Here is a 21,680-nt window from a genome sequence, read left to right as displayed (position 1 = left end):
AAAAAAGCAGCTCATTTTATCAAATTAAAAAATCTGAGACAAAATGATGCTCATTCTGTCCCAGAATCGATTTTACACTTCCATCTAATTTGATTGACAAAGAACAAAAACCAATCATTGTGCTTGGTCGGCAATTCTTCGCTGGGTTTCTTCCCAAAGTTTTTGCGCTTGCTGCCGCTCATCAAGGATCTCCGTCGGCACTGCCTGACGATCGACAAAGTAGCGCCCGCTAATGCCAGCCACCTCGGGGCTTAGTGCCAAATATATCGCTGTATCAGACCCTTCCTCAGGTGTTTTGAAAAAAGGCGTGAGCATTTTGTAGACAGATTGACCAAATCCTGTTTGTCGGCTGACCCCTAAGCTGGTCGCCACAGCTCCCGGATGCAAGGCATTGGCAGTAACGGTCGTATTGCGCAGTTGAAACGCAAGCGCATCTGTAAATAAAATCAGGGCTTTTTTTGAGCGGCCATATTCCCGCCAAGGCAAAAAATTCGGCACATCGAAAAAGCGCTGATCCTTTTTCTTTACAAATTTGTAAGCACCAGAAGCAACATTAACGATCCTACCAGCATCCGCACGTTTTATTAGCGGCAATAACTGACGGGTCAGTTCAAAATGCCCCACGTAGTTTACGCCCAGCATTTGTTCAAATCCATCGGCTGTTCGCTCTTTTTTTAAATTGACGATGCCCGCATTATTGATCAGTACATCCAATTTCTCAAAGCGGGCATTGATTTCAGCGGCTGACTTGCGTACGCTAGCCAACGACCCCAAATCACCGATCACTAGATCGATGCTTGGATTGCCTGTCTCTTCCTTCAAACGTTGCTGTGCTGCCTGTCCTCGTTCGGCAGAACGGCAATACAAAATCACATGCATCCCCAATTCTGCCAATTGTTTGGCTGTTGCAAAGCCCATGCCAGCGTTGGCACCCGTAACTAAAATCGTCTTCAATTTGCCACCTTCCCCTTCTAAGAATACCGTTTTCTTTCATCATAACTGAAAATAAAAAAATCTGCTCAAAAAACAGATCAAGAGAAGCTCTCTTCTTGTTTCTTGAAGCAGATTGTTTCAATTTATGCTTGGTAACGGCAAACACCATCTAAATAAGTGGCTGCTAAATTCATTTCTTGATCCAAAACAATGAAGTCAGCTGGACGACCTTGTTTGATCATACCGCAAGCGTGGTCGATCTTGCAGCTGATCGCTGGGATCAAGCTGGCCATCATGACCGCTTCTTGAGGAGTAGCAATTCCCCAGTCTACAACATTTTTCACGGCTTCTTTTAGTTTCAAAATGCTGCCAGCAAGATTGCCTGTTTCCATTCGAGCCGTGCCATCTTTTACCACTACTGGAAATTCACCTAAAATGTAATCACCGTCTGGCATACCGCCAGCCATCATACAGTCGGTGATCAAGGCCACATGGTCATGACCAGCTTTTTCCATTAAGATCTCAGCTGCTTGAGGATGCACATGGTGGCCATCACAAATCAACTCAGAAAAAACTTCTTTTAATGAAAGTAAGGCGCCGACCATTCCAGGTTCACGATGGTTTAATCCGCGCATTCCGTTGAAGGCATGAACAAAGACACTGGCACCAGCTTCTACTGCTGTTTGCGCTTCTTGTAACGTTCCGTTACTATGCCCTAGTGCAACCACTACGCCTTCTTCCGTCACTTGCGAAACAAATTCCTTCACACCTTCGCGCTCAGGAGCCAAGGCGATTTTCTTGATAATTCCACCAGAAGCTTCTTGCCATTCATGGAAGGTATCGATATCAGGATCACCAAAATAGATCGGATTTTGTGCCCCTTTATGTTCTTCAGTAAAGAACGGTCCTTCAAAGTAGATCCCTTGGATCTTCGCTCCTGTAACTTCGTCTTTGACTTTCCCAACGGTTTCAGCAACATCCCGCAACCGTTCTTTGCTAGATGTTAAGGTTGTCGGTAAGAACGATGTCACACCACAAGACAAAAGACCTTCTGACATGGCTTTGATGCCTTCTGCATCGTTATCCATCACATCATGGTTCATAAACCCGTGGATATGCGTATCCACAAGACCCGGTGCTACCCATTTGCCTGAATAATCTTCTACGTCTGCACCAGCAGGGACTTCATCGACGATCGCGCCGAATTTTCCCTCCTTGACCTCCAAGTAACCAGGGCCATGAACCGCTGATTTCAGAAAGAATTTGTCTGCGTAAATATATTTATTCATCTTGATCGCTCCTCTATTTCTTTTCTTCCTTAAAAGTACTCTTATTTGCAGCAGAAGTCAAGAAAGGTCTACACCACTTTGTCAGATTGGCGAATATCCATGACGGCACGATACAGTTGAAAACTTTTTTCAGCTGCTTTTTCTTCTTTTAGTCTTTGAAGCAATTGTCCTTTTAGTTCAAACAATTCTTCTAGAAAATATAAGCTATTTTTCTCTCTCGCTAGAGCAATGCCTTCGTTGGTTACTTTTAGCGCGCGACAGTCTTCTTGTTGCTCTTTTAAAAAGACCGCATAGTTGTAATAAATTTTGGTCAGCGCTGTGGACAGTCGCTCCGGCGGCAAGGCATGCATGGCATCGTAGGCTTTTTCTAAGTAAAAACGCGCCTCACCCAGTTGCAGCAAATCACTATAGACACGACCCATGCAGCTCAGGATACGAATTTCCATCACCGAAACATTGGTCTTATCCTGTTGATAGGAATAGGCCAGTCCTTTTTTCAGCGCCTCAAGGGCGGCATCATAGTTTTGATCGAGGAAATAATCACAGCTGCCTAGATAGTAGTAATACATTTGCATATCTGAATCCAGATACAAATAATCCTTGATCGCCTTGTCTTCCATTTTTTCCCGCATTTCTTGAAATTGTTTATGGACAAAATGTGATTCGATTTCGGCAAAGATTTGATTGGTTTTGTTGATCTCTTCCGAATGAAGCATCATTACTTGATCTAAGGTGACGCCTAAGCGTTGGCAAATTTGATACATCACCCAGACATTGGGCAGCTCTTCGTTGTTTTCGATACGACTTAACACACTTTGCGAACAAATATCTTCCGCTAACATCTTCTGGGTCATCTTTCGTTTCAACCGAATTGAACGGATATTTTGACCAAAAGATTCATCTCTTTTTTTCATAATCGTCCTCCAGGGGGAATTCTAAAAAAATCGAACGTTTCTTGTCAAAAATGCGAATTCGCATTTTTAATTTTCTTTATTTTAGCACATAATGACAAAAAGGAAAGCAATTTCAAGAATGTCTTGTTATTTTTCCACAATTTCAAATGAGGTGTTAAGATGACGATCGACAGTACGATCTTTTTTACATGGGAAGGCAAAAAATACCAAGGGATCATCGAACGGGAATATGAAAATTCGGTCCTCGTTCAAGTGACCGATCCTAGTGCTGAAATGCTGGATAAGTTTACCAATCGGATGATTGTCAGCAAAAAAATTTGTCAACCAGTTACCGAATAAAAACATAAGCACCGCTCCCTCACGATCGCTGAAGGAGCGGTGCTTTTTCATGTACTTACTTCTGGCGATACGCTGCCAAGAATTCTGTCATTTTTTCAGCAGTCGTTTTTAAATCTTCCATATTAGGAAGGTAGACGATTCGGAAATGATCGGGCTGTTGCCAATTGAACCCACCGCCATGCACCAACAAGATATGGTGTTCATGTAAAAAATCGAGAACAAATTGTTCATCATTGGTAATGTTAAAGCGCTGAATATCAATTTTAGGAAAAATATAAAAGGCTGCTTTCGGTTTCACTGCTGACAATCCAGGAATATCATTGATTGCCTTGTAGATAAACTCTCTTTGTTCATAGATTCGACCACCTGGCAGCAGCAGCTCATCGGAGCTTTGATAGCCGCCTAATGCAGTCTGGACGATTTGTTGCGATAAAACATTGGAACACAGCCGCATCGATGACAACATATTCAAGCCTTCGATATAGTCTTTGACATTGGACTTATCCCCGCTGAGAACCATCCAGCCAACGCGGAAGCCTGCCACTCGGTGAGACTTAGACAAACCGCCTAGCGTCACAACGAAGCGATCTGGTGCTAGTGTAGCAATCGGTACATGGACATAATCATCCATGACTAAACGGTCATAGATCTCATCGGAGAAAATGATCAAGTCATGCTCACGAGCAACCTCGACGATTTGTTGCAAAACTTCTTTCGGATAAACGGCGCCGGTGGGATTATTTGGATTAATAATGACGATGGCCTTCGTCTTGCTGGTTACTTTGGCTTTGATATCCTCGATATCAGGATTCCAATCTGCTTGTTCATCACAAATATAATGGACGGGTTTTCCGCCAGCTAATGAGATCGAAGCAGTCCACAAGGGATAGTCTGGCATCGGCACGAGCACTTCGTCCCCATTGTTACATAACCCTTGCATACACATCGTGATCAGCTCGGAAACACCATTACCTGTGTAAATATCATTGATGGTCACATCAGGAAATTTTTGTAATTGATAATATTGCTCGATCGCTTTACGGGCCGAGAAAATCCCTTTTGAATCAGAATAGCCTTCGGACTCTCGCACATTCATAATCAAATCTCTAACGATTTCATTTGGGGCTTCAAAGCCAAAGGGCGCGGGATTCCCAGTATTTAATTTTAAGATACTGATGCCTTCTTCTTGCATCCGATCAGCTTCTTCTAAAACAGGGCCGCGTACATCATAACTGACCCCTTCAAGTTTTGACGACTTTGAAAATTTCTTCATATTCCATTTCTCCTTTAACCATAGGTCAACGTCAGGTTATTGGTTCTCGTCGTTGATCTCTTTTCAGATTGAACCTATTATAGCAAAAAAATTTTAACTGTGGCGAAAATTTTTCACCTCTCGGTCGAGAGCGCTTGCCCTGCGTTCATCCACTGAATTTGGTTCATTCAGGAATTTTCAGGAAAATACTTCAAGTACAATTCATTTAACGCCAAATGCCCCACCGAAAAATCAGTGATTCCTGCTGCGATAAAACGTTGCGGCAACTGCGGATCGCTAATTTCTACTAGATAGATCCGCCCTTGCAGATCGATAGTCACTGTCGTTAACTCTGGAAAAGCCACCAAGAAATCCGCCGAGTCCGTCTTTACATACAACGGTTCATTGACTAACGACTTGCGGCCAAGGTATTCGTGAATGATCTTACCGTCTTTTAAAAACAAGACCCGATCCGCGTAAGAATCTAAATTCGTCAAAATATGCGAAGCGATCACGATCGCTTTCTTTTGCTCCCGCAAGGCTTTCAACACGTTGGAGATCAATTCGACATTTGTCGGATCTAAGCCATTCATCACCTCATCCATCAGCATGTATGGCGTATCTGTCACGATCTGCATCGCAAAACACAGACGTTGCCGCATCCCGAGCGAATAGGTTCCCACTGGGCGTTTGATATAATCGCTCATTCGCAAACGAGCAATCGTTTCTTCCACCAAGCGTTCCTCTGAACGCCACATTCGCTGATACAGTTTCAGATGCTCGAGTCCGCTTAAATCATTGTACAAATCATTTTGGTCAGGAAAAAATGAAATTTGTTGATGCGCTGCCACTTCTGATTTTTTGGTCACATATACTTGACTGCCGTTTAAAAATACTGCGCCTTCATTCGGCTGGATGAAATTCATCGCCACATTCAGTAGCGTGGATTTCCCAGTGCCGTTAGGGGCGACTAACCCGACGATCTCCCCGGGAGAAAAGGCAACGGAAAGTTGATCCAATACTTTTCTCGTATACGTGACAGTCACATTTTTCAGTTCTAACATATCGTTCCTCCTATGCCAAATGAAATTTTTTGCGTTGGATCGTCAAAAAGAAACACAATTCGATCAGAAGCCAAACCCCGCCTAATAAAAGTAAGCCTTTCTCAATCGTAAATCCTGCAGAACCAAAGTAAAAGCGTGTCCAGCCTGAAAGGACTTGTCCCACATTTTGATACAGATAGACATACAGCGTTTTATCAAGATAGGCACTAAACCAGCGTCGTTGGAAAAGAAAGGGCGAAAGCAAACAAAAACCAGCCACAAGCAGATTAATCAATTCTGAGCGAAACAGGGCACTGAACAGCAAGATGCCGCGACAATAAAGAAACTGCAAGAAAAGCGTTGCAAGAAAACATTGACTTAAAAAAAGACCGATGGCTTGTGTATCAAAAGCATTGAAATCTGTGATCGGGTAGCGGGCATCAAAGGTCGATGATAAAATCGTGACTGGCAGTTCCAAGGAACCAAAGCCGAATTGAATACCAGAGCCAAACCAGATAAAGAACATGGTTCCTAGCGTTGCGATTGCAGAACCAACCATCAACGCTGCCGTTTTACTCCAAAGGATCTCTTCTGCCGATAATGGCAGTGAAAGAAACAGGGATTTATGTCTTCGTTCTTTTGGTAAGCAATCGATCGCCAAAAATAAAGAAACAGCAATTAATAGAATCGGTAAATATTCAGTAAAGCTTCGCTGTAATGCTTGCACCCCCGTTTTTTGCTCCATGACTGCTTGAGAGAGTTTGCTATTGGGCAGCTGGCTAAAAGCTTCCATCAGTTTTGCGGTTGATGCATAGCCGAAGCGCCCGTCATACCCCGCATAGTAATTTCGAAACGTGTAATAATCAGGGGTATAAAAAATATTTCGTTCATCGGTAAATTGCAAAGCGAGATGGTACCAAGTACTTGTGCTTTGTGCGTATGCTTGCCAGTCTTTCTCGGCTAGCGCGTCGAGCCGTTGTTTTTCTGCTTCATTCCATGGGGTAAACATTTCGACTGCCATGAATGCCGACCAATGGTCAGAGGGATTGGCTGCTTGTTGATCAAGAAAATCTTGTCGCACGGTATAGCGTTGTTGCATTTCTGTTTTATCTACTCGTTCAATCGGGCGAAAGTCTCTTTGCCAAAAACTGTAAACGCCGCTGTAGATCAGCAGCAAGCAAAAAAGGCCGATGGTTTTCTTGCTTTTTAACAGCTGGCGTAATTCAAAGAAAAAATAGTCTTTCATCCTTTACCTCCTCTCAACAAGCGATTCTGTTTATCCGCAACAAGCATGATGCTTAAACAAAGGAAGATCCACACTAGCGTCAGCAGCCAACTGGCATAGACGCCCCAAGAAGTGCCAGAGCCCAAAGCAAAGGCACCCGAATAAAATTTATCCATAGCAGCTAGATGAACTGGTAATATAGGGATCTTTTGCAGCATCGGAATCAGGCCGAATCCATAAAAAAGCACCAGTAAAAAGAAAGAGACGTATCGATTGGCTGCGACCATGTTCATGACAAAACCTAAGCATTCGATCAAACCAATCAGCAAGGCAAAAGAAACCATACTAGATAAAACACTCTGCCAAAAAGGTAAGGCTACCCAATCCCCACTGAGATAGACGGCTACTGGATACTGCCAATCCCCGAACTCCCCCAGAAGGCTCATTGAAAGAAAGACGCCTAAGAAAAACACGAGCAAGATTCCTAAATTGGTGATCGTTTTGACAAAAACCTTACTGACCATCCGAATCGGGAAAATCTGTGGGTATGAGCGGATCAAGGAGAAGTGTTCTCTTTCTTCTAATAAATTGTCACTAGCAAAAAAAGCCCAGAAGAAGAACCCAAAATTCAGTAAAAACGTTATTGCCAAAGCGACAGCCGTCTGGGTATTAGCAGCCGTGAGAACCGGATCTTTTTCTTGCTCGGCTAAGGCTTGATAGACCGTCTGCTCTTGTTCGATCGACCACATCGGCGGTAAAAAGGCTTTGTCATCAACTGAAGACGCCCAAACCTGCTTTTTTAGCTCCGCCATTTGAATACTCGTTTGATTAAATCGTTCATATTCCTCCATAATCAAGTTGGACAGCTGCCGTGAGGTCAGAGTATTGTTATCAAGTAATAGCTGATATACCTCTTGCTCATCCGGTGAACCAGATTGATTGGCTTGGTAGCGATCAACAAGCCGTGAAGCCTCCGCTTTTTCTGCGGTAATGGTAGCGGGCAAGTTGACAGGTTCCATCAGTTTCAAATAAATGGAAAAACAGCAGCCTAAACTAAAGGCCCCAATGAGTAGGAAGATGAATGTTTTCTGCTTAACAGCTTTTGCCAGTTGGTTTTTAAAATAGTTCATTTGCTCTCCTCTCAAAAAAATAATTATTCATTCTTTTAGCATACCTTTTATGGGAAAAAATGCAATCTAAAGTCTGAAAATTCTTTCAAATAGCATGAGGAAAAGTTATTGACAAACCTGCTGAAAATCAGGTAAGATATTTTCTAGACGCGGCGTGACAGTACTACCTCAGCCTGCGTTTCCTTCTATAGTATTTGCGGAAATGACGGAATGGCAGACGTGCAAGATTGAGGGTCTTGTGAGCAATCGCTCGTGTGGGTTCAAATCCCATTTTCCGCATCCTTACAGCTTCCCCATTGCGGGAAGCTGTTTTTTGTTTGCACAAAAGATCCCCCCTGGCGATCCTTCAATGAATTCCCTCGATCGCTTTGATCTTGAGTACCTACTCCTCAAAAGTTGATAGTAACCTTCCTTTCCCCAAATATAAAAAATCCAATAAAAATCCTTTTATCGTTGCATTTAGAGATATTTTTCATATAAAATGAATAATATAACGACTATTCATAAAATTTAGTTCGATTTTCCGTTTTTTCTTATTAGCGTATCAGAAACAATTGCTTGAATGAACTTGTGATGGAAATCTTTTCAACATTTTTTCCATTCACCTGCCCTCCTCCTTCCCCCAGATGAACCAACCTCTGCCGACCGTTTTCTCAGTTACTTTCGATAGAAAGAAGGAGTCTAATGAAAAAAAGAATACTGATCACCCTATTGTCATTCGTTATTTTGCTTATCGGCTGCACGAAGGCAGATGAAGAACTGTCAGAGACCGTTGCGCTTGGCATCGACGCACGACTGGAATATACAAACCAGTCTGGAACGGGTTGGGCCTATTATCAACCAGCGACCTTAGAATTGCTGATTGCAGGCAGCCAAGCCGAACTGGCTATTTTGGAAGAGCTTGATTCTTCCGACGAAGATCTTCAGCAATTGATCAGCCACACGATTGATTTGATGGCAACCGCTGAACGAGCGTTAGTGGAGCGTCGGATCAATGTCCCTGCTTGGTTCGCTGCCCGCATTGGTTATAGCCAAGCTCTGGCTGCGATTCATGAAAAAAGTCCGATCATCCTCAGTAATCAAGACAACCTCGACAGTCTACTAGAGGTAGCAAACGAAACGATTCCTGAAGCCGATCCGCGGGAAAAGCTGGGGCTTTTGGCAGACGATATCGAGCAGCTTCAGCAGCTCACAGAAGATGCGCTTACTCTTCATCGCACAATCGAACTTGACGATGGACTCACTGCCACCGTTTACCACACAAGCGAAACGAATGTTGACGTCTTCGTTTTTGCGATGCCCGATGAGGAGTACGCATCTGGGTTTACTGTTCTGAATCGGGAAACTGCCGACGAGCAAAAAGCTGCTTTCTATGAAACGATTTTACGAGCGCTCGCCGTAAATATTCCTCGTGAATCGTTGATGTTTATGAATCGATTCGATCAATCTTCTGATGAACATCAGCTGGCGGTGATGACCTATGGCTTTGATCATGACATTGATCAAGACATGGTCACTACCGTGTATCAACAGCTTCAAGAAGCAAACGCCAAACAAGACGCAGCTTCGGCTTTGCAGCAAGAGCAAAACAATGACGAACAAACTCAGACCGAGAATAAAGGATCTTCAGAACAAAGACGAGCGATCGCTCGTGCCGAATCCTTTACGAACCTCATGGCTTTCTCACGTGCACGATTGATACAACAATTAGAATTTGAAGGGTTTACCCATAATGATGCACAATGGGCAGTTGATCAGCTCACGATTGATTGGAACGAGCAGGCGTTGAAGAAAGCAAATAGTTATCATTCCTTGATGAGTCTTCCTCCTGACAACATTCGCCGGTTATTGGCTTTTGAAGACTTTTCAGAAGAACAAATCGACTACGCGATGACAAACATAGGTAACTAAAAGCTAGCGAAGAAAAGGGCATCGCGATGCCCATATGCTGTTGTAGTGACCTCAAAAAGTTAGGTTTTTTGGTCTAACTTTGGGGGCTCAGTTGATGTCCCTTGTATTGTGGCTATGTTTATACCCAAGAAAGAGCTCGATCTAATGCGTTCATTCGTACAAAATGGCGAGGTTTACTAGAGTCTCACGAGGAGGAGAAAAATGAAAAAACAAGTTTTGTTGCCTTTATTACTAATACTGTCCCTGATTTCAGGATGTGGGACGATAAATTCAGCAAGCCCTGAGGAACTTTCTGAACGCATCGGTGCAGCTTTAGATGCTGGTTGGGAACATACCTATCATGCAGAAAATCTTACTTATGATTTAAGTATTGAAAATCTCGAACTGATGATTCGAGGCAAAGAAGCAGAATTGGCCTTTCTAGACCAGGTCAATAGCAACTCAAAACACAAGGCGGCATTCATTGAAAACACGGAAACAATGATCGCACTCGCTCAAGAAGCGATCGAAGCTCGCTATCTGGATATGCCCAGTTGGGTTGCCGCTCGCAATGGCCGTATCGAAGCCTTACTTGCCATCCATGAAGAGAGCCCGATCATCGTCAGTAGACGAGCAAAATTGCAAGAATTATTCAACGAATACGAAGAGGATTTAGCACTAGTGACCGCTGGAGCAAACAATCCACTTGCCGATGAAGAAGAAATCAATGAAGATACACGAGAAAAGCTTGGTTTGACACCTGATACACTTGAACACTTACACCAACAAAGCGATGACCAAGAAATCGAGTGGCAGAGTGCGATTGATTTGGCGAACGGTGTGACCATGAATGTCTTTTCAACAAAATATGAGCCAGTGGGGATTCTCACATTTACGAATGCTGGTGAGACCTACCCTTCCGCAATCACTTTGTTTAATGGACAAACGACGGAAATCGTTCCCGAGATAATGACTCCTTACGAAGCCGTTTCCGCTTATTTTTACGAAATTGCCGATGCTGTTTATGAAACGATTCCATACGGTTATCGATTTCTGGTTGAATCACTATGGCTTGAACTGGAAAACGACAATCGTTTTCAATTCAGAACCTACGTGTTTGATAACGAAGTGACCGAGGAAACGATTTTAGAAGGGTTTCATCTCGCCCCGACTGTAGCAGCACGCTATGAGCGCGAAAACAATGCGACAGAACGAGAACTTGAAGCCTTTTTCCTCGTTAGAGCGCAAGGAAATCGTCGCTTTTATTCAAAACAAGAGATGGCAGAACTGTTAGAAACAGAAGGTTTTACTGCGGAGGAAACACAATGGGCACTAGAAACCCTAGATGTAGATTGGTATCGCCATGCTTTAGGACGCGCCAATCAATCCCGTCGGGTGTTAGGGATCCGTCAAAGAAATATGGCTGCTCATCTTGAAGGGAACGGCTTCTCACCTGATGAGATCGAATTTGCGATTGAAAACATGGAAAATTAATATGTAGGGGACGAGACCCCATTTCCCATTTTGTCTTAGCTTAAACAAAAAACCGACCAATCTTCCTGTTTAAGATTGGTCGGTTTCTTTATTTTTTGGTTTTGATTGGTACCATGGCTTTGCGCCGATGCTGCTTCATTATTGCTTGAAGACCATAGACACCAACTCCGATAATTCCTGCAAAAGCCGAAAAAGCAATAAAAATCACAGGAGACGCCCCACTTTCTATTAATTGTTTCCCTTGGACAAAGAAAAATAAGCCCATGCTGATCAATAATGCTAGAAATAGTGATTGTCCCGCCCCGTTTTTTTTCATGCTTGCTCTCCTTTTACTTGATTATAGGTTATTCTCTCATTTCATGAATGAAAAAACCTCCATCTTAAGGCTGATTCTTTCTTTCGATGATCAGATTGATCCCATTCGGATCAGTCAAATGCAAGCGGCTGTCTGTTTCTAACTCATACGAAACGCCTCTTGCCTTTAGATGACTTCGTAACGTAGAAAAAGCCAAAGCTGGCAAAACGATCGTAAAGTACGCTAAGCCTAGATCCTGTTCTTCCATAGCTGGAACATTTCTGCCCATCCAAATATTCGATCCGATATGGTGATGATACGAACCAGCAGCAAAAAACTTTGCTTGGCTACCAAAATCTGAGGTCAAACGCATGCCTAAAACTTCTGTGTAGAATTCTTCTGTTTTTGCCAAGTCCGCCACTTTCAAATGGACATGCCCCACCGTGGTGCCAACTGGAAAGGTCGTTTGAGATCGGTCAGCGGCTCCCAGCACGCCTTGCGCGTCCATTTCGATAGTAACGCCTACGATCTCACCATCTGCTCGAATATCCCATTCACTCATCGGTTTGTCACGATACACTTCGATCCCATTTCCTTCTGGATCGCTCAGGTATAACGCTTCACTATATCCATGATCGCTGGCACCATCCAGGGGAGCTTTGGCTTCCAAATAATGAATCAGCATATTTCCTAGGTCTTTACGGCTAGGCAAAAGAAACGCCGTATGGAAAAGGCCTGTTTTCCGTGTCAAAGGCAACGGATCACTCACCTTCTCTAGAACTAAAAGCTCTTGCGCTCCCACGCCTAATCGCGCGTGATCTACACTTTGCTCCAATAAAGTCAGGCCGATCACGTCCGAATAAAACTGGCTCATTTTTTCTATGTTTGCTACTTTTAAAACGACTTTGCCAATTGCGGCTGCTGCATCGATTTGATAGGTGGATTGAATCATTTTCATCGCTATTTCCTCTTTTCTAAACAGTTAAATTCACTTGTACCTTTAAGTATAACACTAACTTTTAGTAAGTAAATAAATCTGCTTGTTGAGGAAAGGACTCCGTGATCTTCCGTGATTCCTAGAAACAAAGCATTTCCGCATCAGTCACAATCAAAGACAACTCGCTCACTTTTTCAGTGCTTCAATCAGTGAAATGGCTGGCTGCATCGCTTCTTCGGTCGTCCCTTCTAACACAACATAACAATATGGCTTGTATTCAGCGGTGATGGCCAATAGTTGTTGATAATCAATCATTCCTTCTCCCAATGGGACTACCTTGATTTTCCCATCGATTACTTGATAGTCTTTCAAGTGCAAGCAAACGATGGCATCGCCAAAGCGGGAAAAAGCTTCCCTTGTCAAAGCGACTTGCTCTTGATAGTTCTTCGCAGTAATCAGATTGGTTGGATCAAAGATGATCCCTAAATAGTCAGAGGGTACCCGTTCCAGCAATTCTTGGATTCGGTCGATCGATGATAGTGGATGATTCAAGCCCGCTTCAATTCCTAGCATCACTTGATGTCTCTTAGCCACTTGGACCAAACGCTTGATCACCTGAACCAAATCATCGAAAACGACGTCACTAAAATTTTCCTCGGTATACCCCATATTTGGCAAAACCGAACCAGTTTCACTTGCGACCATAGCTGCATCAAAATATTTGGCATGTGCGAGATAGGTCTCGAATCTGGATAAAATCGCTTCCCGTTTTTCCAGATCAGGATGGATCAGATTACAATAACAACTTAATAAAGCGACCTGAACGTGAGATTGACCAAAAACTCGTTTGAAAAAGCGGCCTAAACCAGGGCTTAATTGCTCTGGCTCTGCCCATTGTGGGAAGGATTTATTTAATGCAAATTGAATGTTATGAATGTTTTGGGCGGCAATTTTTTGCGCTAATTCTTCTGGGGACCCATAATTCTTTAAATCATGCCCCCGAACAGTTAGTTGAAACATAGCTTCTCCTTTCTTCACTGCTTTTGAAGCAAAAAGAAGACCAAGCAGCGAATCACTTCAACTGGTCTTGGTCTTCAAATCTTTCAGCAGTAGCGGCTCCTCACTTCATCCATTTCTTCTCAATAGATGATCAGAACCTTTTGTGACCTTTATTGTTGTGAACGATAGTCTTCCGTGAACTCGTCAATGATTTGCTGTCCACCATTTCTTAAGAAGGTTTCGATCGCTGTATCAAACCCATCGATCTCGATTTCCCCAGTCATATATTGGTAGTAAGCGTCTGAGATTCCTTCAATCAAGCTTGACCATGAACGATCATAGGTTTCAGAGGTCAGCGATTGTGCAGGATTGATCACCGCAAACTCTTCATTTTCGCGAATTTTTTCATTGGCTAAGTTGACATATGGGTTGCTTGAAGGGAAAACTGTTACTAATTCTGATGGACGAGACGAAGAAAATGGTTGTACTTCTTGTTGCCACTTCGTATCATCTAAACGGACATAGACCCCCTCATCATCAATTTCATAATGAACCCCTTCGATCCCTTGCGTCATCAACGTAAACGGCTCTTCGTCCATCAAATCATTGATAAATTTCAAAACAACACGTAAGTCTTCTTCGGTTTCAACATTGTTTTTCGGAATGGCTAACCAGCCGCCCATTCCACCATTGGTATCAGAAAGGATACGACGTTCCACATTTTCATGGACGATATCATTGATCAAGACCCATTCCATATGCTCTTCATCAGTACCAGCTGCATCATCAATGTAGTTACGTACTTCTTGCAAACCACTCAATACGATCCCACCACGACCTTGAACGATATAGTTCTTCTGATCATTTTTCGCCATTACCGCAAAATCAGAATTCATCCAGCCGTTATCATAGATATTACGGAACCATTCCATTGCTTCTTTGTATTCTGGTTGCATAAAGGATGGCATCACTTCATCATCATCCGTGATCGTAAACCAATTGTCTGCACCAAAGTAACCTGAAAGCGAACGGAACCCAACGTTAAAGGACTCATCACGCTCTACGAAACCAACCGTATCATCCGCACCGTTTCCATCTGGATCATCTTCCGTAAAGGCTTGGGCGACAGCAGCTAATTCTTCTAATGTCGATGGCACGTCCAAGCCTAAATTATCCAACCAATCTTTTCTGACAAGGACGCCATAACGAGCGATCGGTTTTAAAAACGGAACACCATAGATTCGACCATCAATTCGAGAAGACTCTAACCGATCTTCGGAAATTTCTGCCAAATTCGGGAACTCTTCTAAATAGGGTTCCACATCCCAGAACATTCCAGATGCGAGTGAGCTGCGGACGGTTGTGTTATTGATTTCTGTCAGACTAACGATATCTGCTAAAGAATTCGACGCCAATGCTGCATTCAAGCGCTCTGTTTTTGAAGCATCTGGCACCCACGTAAAGTCGATCTCGACCCCTGTGTATTCTTCTAGCTTTTGCGTGACATCTCCAGATGGTGGGGAAGCAGTATGTAGCATCGCCATCCAAGAAATACTTGATTTCCCTTCGCTTTCTGGTCCTTCAGGTGAACCTCCACCATCGCCGCAGCCTGCTAAAAACAGTCCAGCACATAATAATAAACTTGCAACTTTCAACTTTTTCATTTGTTAACCTTCTTTCTCTATTTTTAGGGAGCCATCATCGAGTGGATCTTTCCCTTGATACGTAAAATATTCAAAATCAGCATAGCTTTTGGCAAAGTGATCTAAATCATGGGCACTGATGCCAATGAAATTCCCCGTAAAACCACCAGACAAGAACTGGATGTTTTGCTTTTTAAAGGGATGCCACGTTTGTGCTTGCCGATAGAACCATTGGGCTTCTAGATAAGAACCGACTACTTTCAATCCGATCGGCTCACTTGAAGCAGCGAGGGGCAATTTATCTGGGAACAAGTGAAATTCTCCTTCACAACACCGCAGCAACCGAAGGACCTTGCCTTTTTCTTCATCATAGGTTACGTAGAAAAACAAATAGTTTTCTTCATTTAAGAAAAGCGACAATCCAGCCATATGATTGAACGATTGGGGGTGGTATTCCATCACTGTTTCAGCTTCAAAACAAAAGTCTTGTTGACGAATCGCCAATAAGTGCTTATGAAAGTTCGATTGCATCGATTCTCCGCCGATCAATCGCAGATACCCTGGTCGCTCACTCAGATTGCACCACTCTTCATTGGGCAGCAATCGTCTACCGTTCCATGCTTTTTGCAACGATTCTTTAAAGTCATCAATAAAAACAGCAGGTGATGCCCTTTGCTTCTGAGCGTCGCTAGCGAGCCTGATGGTTTGATCTGGGATCGTATCACCATTGCTAAGACGCAGCCATCCTTCGTGATCCCAATAGACGGTTTGGAGTGCCGTCTCTCGTCCAAGGATCGCTGCACCTTCTACTGGCCGAGTCATCAAATAGCTCATGACCCATTCTCCTGATGGCGCAATCGTCAAACTGCCATGACCTGTACATTGAAAAGGGGAATCTTCGCGCTGATAGGCACGCATCATGGGAAAATGCGGATCTACTTCATAAGGCCCAGTGATGGTTTTACTACGACAAACCGTTACCGCATGACCTGCACCCGTTCCTCCTTCTGCCGTCAGTAAGTAATAACACTCATTGTGGTAATAAAGATGCGGTGCTTCAGTCTTCGCCAACTGGGTTCCAGAAAAAATTGGCACTCTGTCACCGATCAAGCGGCCTTGTGCTTCAGAGTATTCTTGGAGCACGATCCCCACCGATTTATTTGGTGTATCCTTACGATAATCCCAAAGCGCATTCAATAACCAGATACGCCCCTCTTGATCATGAAACAAGGACGGATCAAAGCCACTACCATTTAAGTAAATGGGCTCACTCCATGGTCCATGAATCGTAGGAGCCGTGATGAGATAGTTTCGACAGTCTTTGAAGGGGCGCGTCGTGTTGCGAACATTTGTATAGACACAATAGTATTGTCCGTTTGCGTAACTGATTTGCGGTGCCCAAATGCTGCCGTTTGCTGCGTTGCCTAATAAATCCACTTGATTGGTCAGAATATCTGTTTCATGGGACCAATTGACTAGATCTTGGGAACAGTAGACCCGAATTCCTGGTAACCACTCAAAGGAAGAAACCGCTAAATAATAAGTATCCTCGACTTTTAAAATACTCGGATCAGGATGAAACCCTCTTAAAATCGGATTATTGATTATTGCCTTCATGCAACCCCTCCTTGTTTGCTGACTGCGTCCGTTGTTTTTTTCTTGTGTCGGTCATCACGATGGAGAAAACAAAAACCCGCCGCTAAAAAGAAACAAAAGGCAATCGGAAAAGCGATCATTTGACTACCAATCAATGTCACGACACCAGTCAAAAAATAAATAGCACAAGATTGCTTTCGATAATTACGATAGCGAACAAGCATCGTCGCCACTGAAACCAATATCAGGAGTGCCAACAGTGTGAAGCCAAACCAAGCACCGAGAGTTTGGAATTGCGCCAATGCTGCTTCTGCCGTCATTTGATTCAGTATAGTGGGAAACGCACGTTGAAAGATCTCTTCGAACTGCTGGACAGTCATTTGATTGATCGCCAAGGAAAAGCCGCCCATAAACACCAAAGCGAGAACCATCCCGATCCAGCCAGACCATTTTGCCTTGCTCATTTTTCTATCACTCCTTCAAGAGTCACCCATTCAGGACGTTGGGGACTTCTTTGGTAACAACACATTCGCTCCGTGAATGTGACCGTTTGGTGGCTTGCTGTTTTTCCCCAATCAGACCATCCGCAAGGGGCGAGCTGTTGATCAAAGCAGCAGGATAAAAAGGTGACTTTGGCGTCATTACGCCAAGGACGGCCTAAATAATAGGCTTTGTCCCCTGTCACTCGGCACCGATCGAAGGTTAACCCGCTTGCTTGTTTGCTAGTTGAGGCAGCAGTAACGTAGTTCGTTTGTGGTGTCTTTTTACAATGCAAGCGACACTCTTCAAAGGTGGCGGAACCACCGCCAAAAATAAAATCGACTGTTCCACTGATTCTGCAATGCAAAAACAAACTCTGTTGTTGGTCAAAGATTGTCTTTCGCCAAGGACTGATCATTGGTTCGCCTTCTTTGGTATATTTTGGCAATGGACCCAGGCACAAGGTATCTTGAAAAGCATCGAGATGACAGCGTTCGAAGCGAATGTCATCCCCTTCGATATAGACGGCAACTGCTTGCCCGACTGCTTGCCCATACCCTGCGTCATTGATGATGGTCAGGTTTTTTACAAAGACTTCTCGGCTATTGATAAAGAGCGTCGCTGTTTGAAACGTTCCTCTTTTTTGCCCTTTTTCATCGGTTTGCTCGGCAGCCAAGTGGTAGCATAAGAACGTGTTAGGTTCCGCGATCAACGTAAGCTGGTTTTTATAAATTTTCACCTGTTCTTGATACACGCCAGAGGCGATCGTGATCTCACAAGGTGCTTTTAAGGCTTCAGCAGCCAGCACGGCTGCTTGGATACTCGTAAAATCACCCTTTTGCGGCTCTTTACTAACCTTTAGCTTGATAGGAGGTGCTGTTTTAGAAATTCGATCCACTGCGCTCTCATCTCCTTGGTTTCTTCATGACCGCCTGGCAAGCAACACGCCTGCCAATGCTCCTTATAGCCTATTGCTTCATAATGCTGTCCGAGCTGCTGATCCAAACGAGCGACGCCGCTTGAGGGGCAGCCACGATCCTCTTTGCCAACCAAACTCAAACGCGGGCGTGGTGCGATCTGTTTTTGGATCGCCGCAGTCGTAAAGTCTTTCAACACATTAGGAACATAATAGTAAAACCCATGTTTGCTTAGACGATCCTCTTCGATCAATGCTTGATAGTCCACTTGTGCTGCCATGTCCACCACCACTGATATCCGTTCATCAAGCGCTGCCAACCACCAGCTCATCAAGCCGCCCATGGAAAGTCCCAGTGTGGCGATAGCGGAATGTTTCACTTCTTTGCGGGAAGCAAGATAAGTCAAAAACTGTTGATTGTCATAGATTCGTTGTCCCCATAATGTTTTGCCTTGCAATAGAAACCGCTTGTAGCTATCATTCTCACCGTTTTTTCGTTCGCCAAAGCCCCACATGTCGATCACCCCAACGGCGACGCCCAGCTTCATAAATGCAGCGAATAGGCTTTCTTTTTGCATATAACACGGACTTTGTCGCAGTTCTTCTTTCCCCATCGTGAAGTCGCCGCCATGAGAATGATTGAACAAAACGAGTGGAACAGGTTGCTGAGAGCTAGGATAAGCAAAGTAAGCAGGGACATCCTCTTCTTGATTTAATCGTAGAAGTAAATGTTCCAAGGTATAATTTTGCACCTGCTCTTTTGTTTGCTGAACCACTTGTGGTGCAACTTTCATATCAGGACCTAGCAGCTGTAGTAACTGAGGATCCCTCACAAAAAATCTCCTTGAAATGCCAGAGGCTGACGATTCTCAAATGATTGTGTGACGGTGATTTCCCGACTATTCTCGATATGGAACGCTTCAGTTACGCCTTCCAAATTGATACGATCAAACTGAATATTCCGTCCACAGCCAATATAAAAGCCTTGTTTTGTCATCTCTTCGATACCTGTCATCATTGCAGGCTTTCCCGGAATTGGGTGTTCAGCCATAGAGACAGCAATATCTTGGAAAGTGATATCTGAAATAAATTGTTCAGCCAAGCCATAAACAAACCCAACGGCCGCATGAACATTCCGAGCCGAGATATTTGCAAAATGGATTCTCCGAAAATGAGGGGTTTCCTCGGTGATCGGGTACGGATTTTTATCCCAAACATACTTTTCTTTGCCTTTCGGTCCACAGAAATAGTAAAGATTTAAAGTGAATGGACAGATAACATTATCCATCACAATGTTATTCACTCGAATATCTTCGATCGTTCCGCCACGTCCCCGACGGGATTTCAACCGAATCCCACGATCGGTATCTTGAAAAATACAGTTACTGATGGTGACATTACGAATATCGCCGCTCATCTCACTACCTAGAACGACTGCCCCATGCCCATGAAGCATATGGCAATTTACGATCGTGATATTCTCACAAGCGACCCGTTCTTTGGTGTCCTCCGTTCCTGATTTGATGGCGATACAATCATCACCAACATCGATATGACAGTTACTGATGCGGACATTTTTACAAGATTCAGGATCGATCCCATCCGTATTTGGCGAATCCGCTGGATTTTTGATGCGAAGATTATCGATCGTTAGATCTTGGCAAAGAATCGGATTGACGGTCCAACTTGGTGAATCGACAAGACGGATATCTTTCAACGTAATTTGCTGGCAAGAGTCAAAACTGATTAATTTTGGTCGTGGATAAGCAAGCTGTTCACGGTTTTCCCGAAAGGTGTTCCACCATCTTTGCCCTTGTCCATCAAGCATTCCTAGTCCTGTGACAGCGATATTTTCCGCATTCTCCGCATATAAACAAGAGGCATAAACTTCCCGTTTGACCCCTTCCCAGCGAGACACAACGACGGGATAGTCTTTGGGATCATCAGAAAATACTAGGGTCGCCCCCAATAGTAGGTGCAGTTCAATATTACTTTTTAAAAAGAGCGCTCCTGTCGGATAGCGTCCTGCGGAAAAAGTGATTCTGCCTCCTCCTTGTTGATGCAATTCATCAATTTTTTCTTGAATTGCTTCTGTCAACAGACCTTCTTTTTCTTGTAAATCAGCTGTAGTCAATTGGATATTCATTTCTTGCTTCCTTCCTCCATTAGTGGTTGCAGCAGTAAACTCGCTTGTAAAAAGGCACCGTATCCTTTGAAATCATTTGTGATAACGGGTTCACTGATATAGTATACAAACGTACCATCCCGATCATCTGGGCCACCAAGACCAGCAACTTCACAGTTTCTGATCAGATTCAACCAGCCTTCTTTTGTTAAAAAGACAAACTCATCAAGCAATCCTTGATAGGTCTCTTGGGCAAACACTTGCCATTTTTGATCGATGATCCCTGCTTTGACTGCTTTCGCTGTTGCGTAACAAATCATTGAAGAAGCGGATGCTTCTAAATAATTCCCACGCTCACTGCCTTTATCTAAGACTTGATACCACACTTTTTTCTGGGGATCTCTTACTTTAGCAAGAGCTTCTAGACAGGAGACAAACATTTTTTCTAATGGATTCTTCTGCTCTGATTCCCCTAATAGCACCATCGTATCTGCGAGAGCCATCATGAACCATCCCATTGATCGTCCCCAGAAATTTTTTGAACAACCGGTCTCAGGATCTGCCCACGGCTGGACTTTTTGTTCATCCCACGCGTGATACAAAAGACCCGTTTTTGGATCTAGGGTATGAGTAAAGCATAAGGTGAATTGCTTGATTACATCTTCCAATGCTTCTTCTTTCTCAAATGTCAGTGCGTATTCTGTTAGAAATGGGGCCCCCATATATAAGCCATCTAACCACATTTGATAAGGATAGATTTTTTTATGCCAGAACCCGCCTTCGCTTGTTCTTGGCATCTGCTGTAATTGTTGATACAGCGTGTCCAAGGCGATCTTGTATTTTGAAGCACCTGTTTCTTTGTATAGTAAGAATAAACATTTGCCATTATTGATGTAATCGATATTCATCGCATCCATCTGATAGTTTTTGATACAACCGTCTTCGTCAATATAAAAATCCATCGTGTTTTGGATATAGTCGAAATAGCGTTTGTCACCAGTTTGCTCATAGGCTTCTTTCACGCCTTGTAAAACGACCCCGATGTCATAGGACCATTTTCCGTGATAAATTTTTTCTTTGCATAAGTAGTCATAGCGCTCAAATAATGTGTTCAAAGCAATTTCCGAATAGTTCTTCATGTACGATACTTCCTTTTATTGTAGTCTCCTCAATTCATAGA

The 21,680-nt window shown here is 43.5% G+C and carries 20 protein-coding genes and 1 tRNA gene; 4 read left to right on the top strand and 17 right to left on the bottom strand.

Annotation, left to right across the window (positions count from 1 at the left end; genetic code table 11):
* Positions 1 to 114 precede the first annotated feature (114 nt).
* The 3 genes from P0G38_RS07440 to P0G38_RS07430 form a co-directional block, all read right to left on the bottom strand.
* Positions 115 to 954: an SDR family oxidoreductase gene (locus P0G38_RS07440; RefSeq protein ID WP_154694511.1), complete on the bottom strand. Its 840-nt coding sequence runs from the start codon at positions 952 to 954 to the stop codon at positions 115 to 117.
* A 122-nt stretch (positions 955 to 1,076) separates the two neighbouring features.
* On the bottom strand, positions 1,077 to 2,222 hold the full coding sequence (gene nagA / locus P0G38_RS07435; protein ID WP_275854880.1) for an N-acetylglucosamine-6-phosphate deacetylase: 1,146 nt from the start codon (positions 2,220 to 2,222) through the stop codon (positions 1,077 to 1,079).
* A gap of 68 nt (positions 2,223 to 2,290) precedes the next feature.
* Complete coding sequence (locus tag P0G38_RS07430; protein ID WP_015509901.1) at positions 2,291 to 3,136, bottom strand: helix-turn-helix domain-containing protein; 846 nt, start codon at positions 3,134 to 3,136, stop codon at positions 2,291 to 2,293.
* 159 nt (positions 3,137 to 3,295) lie between these two features.
* Between P0G38_RS07430 and P0G38_RS07425 the strand changes: the two genes are divergently transcribed.
* Positions 3,296 to 3,475, top strand: a complete 180-nt coding sequence (locus P0G38_RS07425) for a hypothetical protein (protein WP_005229977.1) — start codon at positions 3,296 to 3,298, stop codon at positions 3,473 to 3,475.
* Between the two features lie 55 nt (positions 3,476 to 3,530).
* Here P0G38_RS07425 and P0G38_RS07420 read toward each other — a convergent pair whose 3' ends face one another.
* The 4 genes from P0G38_RS07420 to P0G38_RS07405 form a co-directional block, all read right to left on the bottom strand.
* Positions 3,531 to 4,748 carry a pyridoxal phosphate-dependent aminotransferase gene (locus tag P0G38_RS07420; RefSeq protein WP_005229975.1) on the bottom strand — a complete coding sequence of 406 codons (1,218 nt, stop codon included), beginning with the start codon at positions 4,746 to 4,748 and terminating at the stop codon, positions 3,531 to 3,533.
* A gap of 167 nt (positions 4,749 to 4,915) precedes the next feature.
* Complete coding sequence (locus tag P0G38_RS07415; protein ID WP_005229973.1) at positions 4,916 to 5,791, bottom strand: ABC transporter ATP-binding protein; 876 nt, start codon at positions 5,789 to 5,791, stop codon at positions 4,916 to 4,918.
* Between the two features lie 10 nt (positions 5,792 to 5,801).
* Complete coding sequence (locus P0G38_RS07410; protein ID WP_156235886.1) at positions 5,802 to 7,016, bottom strand: ABC transporter permease subunit; 1,215 nt, start codon at positions 7,014 to 7,016, stop codon at positions 5,802 to 5,804.
* Positions 7,013 to 8,125, bottom strand: coding sequence for a hypothetical protein (locus P0G38_RS07405; protein ID WP_275854875.1), 1,113 nt, complete (start codon positions 8,123 to 8,125; stop codon positions 7,013 to 7,015). The genes P0G38_RS07410 and P0G38_RS07405 overlap by 4 nt, the downstream gene beginning before the upstream one ends.
* 196 nt (positions 8,126 to 8,321) lie before the next feature.
* On the opposite strand from P0G38_RS07405, the gene P0G38_RS07400 reads away from it, so the two are divergent.
* The 3 genes from P0G38_RS07400 (at position 8,322) to P0G38_RS07390 (ending at position 11,509) form a co-directional block, all read left to right on the top strand.
* Positions 8,322 to 8,404, top strand: a tRNA-Leu gene (locus P0G38_RS07400).
* 405 nt (positions 8,405 to 8,809) lie between these two features.
* Complete coding sequence (locus P0G38_RS07395; protein WP_275854873.1) at positions 8,810 to 10,036, top strand: Ltp family lipoprotein; 1,227 nt, start codon at positions 8,810 to 8,812, stop codon at positions 10,034 to 10,036.
* A gap of 201 nt (positions 10,037 to 10,237) precedes the next feature.
* Entirely contained in the window at positions 10,238 to 11,509 is a 1,272-nt protein-coding gene (locus P0G38_RS07390; RefSeq protein WP_153883772.1) for a hypothetical protein, read from the top strand.
* 88 nt (positions 11,510 to 11,597) lie between these two features.
* On the opposite strand, the gene P0G38_RS07385 is transcribed toward P0G38_RS07390, so the two are convergent.
* The 10 genes from P0G38_RS07385 to P0G38_RS07340 all read right to left on the bottom strand — a co-directional run bounded on the left by P0G38_RS07385 (position 11,598) and on the right by P0G38_RS07340 (position 21,639).
* Positions 11,598 to 11,825, bottom strand: coding sequence for a hypothetical protein (locus P0G38_RS07385; RefSeq protein ID WP_005229963.1), 228 nt, complete (start codon positions 11,823 to 11,825; stop codon positions 11,598 to 11,600).
* A gap of 64 nt (positions 11,826 to 11,889) precedes the next feature.
* Entirely contained in the window at positions 11,890 to 12,762 is an 873-nt protein-coding gene (locus tag P0G38_RS07380) for a VOC family protein (RefSeq protein ID WP_275854870.1), read from the bottom strand.
* A 165-nt stretch (positions 12,763 to 12,927) separates the two neighbouring features.
* A complete protein-coding gene (locus P0G38_RS07375) occupies positions 12,928 to 13,761 on the bottom strand; it encodes a sugar phosphate isomerase/epimerase family protein (protein WP_156235906.1) in 834 nt (277 codons plus the stop codon).
* Between the two features lie 149 nt (positions 13,762 to 13,910).
* Positions 13,911 to 15,404 (bottom strand): extracellular solute-binding protein, encoded by a 1,494-nt coding sequence (locus tag P0G38_RS07370; RefSeq protein WP_015509909.1) that lies wholly within the window; start codon positions 15,402 to 15,404, stop codon positions 13,911 to 13,913.
* A gap of 3 nt (positions 15,405 to 15,407) precedes the next feature.
* Positions 15,408 to 17,000: a glycoside hydrolase family 43 protein gene (locus P0G38_RS07365; RefSeq protein ID WP_275854866.1), complete on the bottom strand. Its 1,593-nt coding sequence runs from the start codon at positions 16,998 to 17,000 to the stop codon at positions 15,408 to 15,410.
* Positions 16,997 to 17,443 carry a DUF4064 domain-containing protein gene (locus P0G38_RS07360; protein WP_266167137.1) on the bottom strand — a complete coding sequence of 149 codons (447 nt, stop codon included), beginning with the start codon at positions 17,441 to 17,443 and terminating at the stop codon, positions 16,997 to 16,999. The genes P0G38_RS07365 and P0G38_RS07360 overlap by 4 nt, the downstream gene beginning before the upstream one ends.
* A complete protein-coding gene (locus P0G38_RS07355) occupies positions 17,440 to 18,357 on the bottom strand; it encodes a pectinesterase family protein (protein WP_275854862.1) in 918 nt (305 codons plus the stop codon). Before P0G38_RS07355 ends, P0G38_RS07360 begins: the two co-directional genes overlap by 4 nt.
* Positions 18,318 to 19,208: a dienelactone hydrolase family protein gene (locus P0G38_RS07350; RefSeq protein ID WP_275854860.1), complete on the bottom strand. Its 891-nt coding sequence runs from the start codon at positions 19,206 to 19,208 to the stop codon at positions 18,318 to 18,320. Before P0G38_RS07350 ends, P0G38_RS07355 begins: the two co-directional genes overlap by 40 nt.
* Positions 19,205 to 20,521 carry a glycoside hydrolase family 28 protein gene (locus P0G38_RS07345; protein WP_275854858.1) on the bottom strand — a complete coding sequence of 439 codons (1,317 nt, stop codon included), beginning with the start codon at positions 20,519 to 20,521 and terminating at the stop codon, positions 19,205 to 19,207. Before P0G38_RS07345 ends, P0G38_RS07350 begins: the two co-directional genes overlap by 4 nt.
* Complete coding sequence (locus tag P0G38_RS07340; protein WP_081116627.1) at positions 20,518 to 21,639, bottom strand: glycoside hydrolase family 88/105 protein; 1,122 nt, start codon at positions 21,637 to 21,639, stop codon at positions 20,518 to 20,520. The genes P0G38_RS07345 and P0G38_RS07340 overlap by 4 nt, the downstream gene beginning before the upstream one ends.
* Between the last annotated feature and the right edge of the window lie 41 nt (positions 21,640 to 21,680).

Source organism: Enterococcus casseliflavus (assembly GCF_029215545.1).
GTDB classification, from domain to species: domain Bacteria; phylum Bacillota; class Bacilli; order Lactobacillales; family Enterococcaceae; genus Enterococcus_D; species Enterococcus_D casseliflavus.
This window is presented reverse-complemented; position numbering and strand designations above follow the sequence as displayed.